Here is a 1,247-nt window from a genome sequence, read left to right on the forward strand (position 1 = left end):
ACCAGATTTTACAACACAAGCATTATCATAAACCCAGCAATTGCCATCATGAGAAAGGTTATCTTCCTTTTCAATAAAGCCGCCTAAATCACCTGCTTTAACATCAGCAAAGTCTTTTAAAGCACGAATGCGGTATAAAGTAATCCCTTTAACGTGACTTTCATTTATAAGCTCATATTTTTTAGATACATTTTTAGTGGTCATAGGTAGCTCCCTAATCTAATATTCAAACAAATTTTTAAATGAAATGGTTATAAGGAGGCGCCCCCGCCGCGCCCGCGCCGTTATTTAAGCTGTTTTCCTATGAGGACGACACATAACAAAGCAAATTTCACCATAAGGAGAAAGGCGTTCTGTATAAACATTATTCATTGTGTCACCACAAATATTCTTAGTAACAATAGCCATGCCACATGCATTGGCATTTTCATAAACATGCACTTTACTTACAATTTTTGCACTATCGAAAACATGGGCATTATCATACACATGGGCATTGGCAAAAACCTTTGCTGAATCGTAGACGCGAGCATTACCATATACAAAACCACCAACACCTGCATTGCCATAAACCTGCGCATTTTCGTAAACACGACCAGGGCTCACAACAATGGCCTGATCACCAACCCAGCAATTACCATCATGGGAAAGATTTTCTTCAGATTCAATATAGCCACCAAGTTGACCAGCTTTAACATCACCAAAATCTCTTAACGCCTTAATGCGATAAAGTTTTTTACCCTCACGAAGAATTGTTTGATTGGTGAGTTGATATTTTGGAGATGTTTTTTGATTTTTAACTGTAGCGTTCATGCTAGTAATCCTTATCAATGAAGTTTTTAATTAACAGCCCATAAGGGCGTCGGGTGCTAAAAACACGGTGATAAGTCCGCCGCTATGCTTTTCCCTCGCGAAGGGTATTGTATGGCATAGCTACACCCGACATAACCGTTATATGCCAATGATAGCATAAAAGAAAGTCAGTACTTTGAAGATGGGAGAAACCTTATCGTGGTTTATCCGCTTATCACTAAGTGTTTTTAGCACTTGTCGACCTTAATAAACGACCTTTTCTTTAAAGTCAATACGTATTTTTTATTTTTTTCAATTTTTTTCATTTTGATACCTAGCTAATTGAATACCAAGTGATTTTAAATTTTACTTTTGGTTTTTAGTATAAAAATGTAGTGCGTAAATGGACATGTTTATTAAACTGCGTGTATGCAACATGAGAAAGAATGAATAAA

At 36.6% G+C, this 1,247-nt stretch carries 1 protein-coding gene and 1 pseudogene; both read right to left on the reverse strand.

Going from position 1 to position 1,247, the window contains the following annotated elements:
- Positions 1-204: pseudogene (locus ACFIK1_RS04930) on the reverse strand (hypothetical protein); the annotation flags it as partial.
- A gap of 84 nt (positions 205-288) precedes the next feature.
- Complete coding sequence (locus tag ACFIK1_RS04935) at positions 289-813, reverse strand: hypothetical protein (RefSeq protein ID WP_375633493.1); 525 nt, start codon at positions 811-813, stop codon at positions 289-291.
- Between the last annotated feature and the right edge of the window lie 434 nt (positions 814-1,247).

The organism is Bartonella sp. OC16QHHD (genome assembly GCF_042194035.1).
Classification (GTDB): Bacteria; Pseudomonadota; Alphaproteobacteria; order Rhizobiales; family Rhizobiaceae; genus Bartonella.

Bases quoted from the DNA above. Each gene is read 5' to 3' on its own strand.
- ACFIK1_RS04935 (WP_375633493.1), bottom strand. From the start codon at position 813: ATGAACGCTACAGTTAAAAATCAAAAAACATCTCCAAAATATCAACTC.